Origin of the sequence: Actinoplanes sp. NPDC089786, assembly GCF_040684855.1 — a bacterium.
GTDB lineage: Bacteria > Actinomycetota > Actinomycetes > Mycobacteriales > Micromonosporaceae > Actinoplanes.
Genome location: NZ_JBFBGU010000050.1, coordinates 1 through 835, shown reverse-complemented (window position 1 = coordinate 835; position 835 = coordinate 1). Strand labels below are relative to the sequence as shown.

Here is an 835-nt window from a genome sequence, read left to right as displayed (position 1 = left end):
TCGGAGTCGTCCCGGCCCGCATTCCGCCTCTTCGCCTTCGAGACGCCGGACGGTCCGGATCGGTTCCCGCCCTCCGCCCGCCTCGCTCAGAGCAGCTCTGAGCGCGTATAGGCACCACTGCGCGCGGGAGCGGAGCTGCTGGGCGACGGCGTGGCGGTTCGGCTTTCCGTCAGGCGTCTCGATCGTCGAGCGCTGCGTGCCTGGGTCTCGCGCCCGCGCCGCCTTGGCGTGGTGCCTATACGCGCTCAGAGCAGCTCTGAGCGCGTATAGGCATCACCGCGCGCGGGAGCGGAGTTGCTCGGCGACGGCGTGGCGGTCGATGAGGGAGTCGACGGCGGCGATGCGGCCGGCGACGAACCGGTAGAAGACGTGTTCGGCGAAGAGGAAGCGGCCTCCGTCCGGGGTGAAGCCCAGGAACGGCTTCTCCGGCTTGCAGTCGAAGAGGATGCGGCAGGCGATGCGGTCGTCGGTGGCCATGATGATGCGGGCGTCGTAGAAGAGGTCGGGGATGGCCTCGATGTCGCCGGCGATCAGGTCGCGGTACTGCTCGCGGGTCAGCGGCTCGCCGTTGTAGGTGAGCTCGTCCTGCACGAACTCCACCAGGTCGTCGAGGCGACGCTCGTTGAGCACGGCCAGATAGGCCCGGTAGCGGCCCGCGAGATCAAGATCCGTCATCCGCCCACGCTAAGCGGTGGTCGCCGGAACCGCCGCGCGGAAAGCCACCAGCAAGCCGAGTGGCGCTAAGCGGGTAGGCAAAGGTTCGGTACGTAACTGGTGATGGGCTGTCAGCGAACACGCTCAGCGAGAGGGACATACCAACGAAAAGACCCCGTCG

The 835-nt window shown here is 67.9% G+C and carries 1 protein-coding gene; it reads right to left on the bottom strand.

Going from position 1 to position 835, the window contains the following annotated elements; translation table 11 throughout:
- Window positions 1-273: 273 nt before the first annotated feature.
- Window positions 274-675 (bottom strand): ester cyclase, encoded by a 402-nt coding sequence (locus tag AB0O15_RS47000; RefSeq protein WP_364334414.1) that lies wholly within the window; start codon window positions 673-675, stop codon window positions 274-276.
- Window positions 676-835 lie beyond the last annotated feature (160 nt).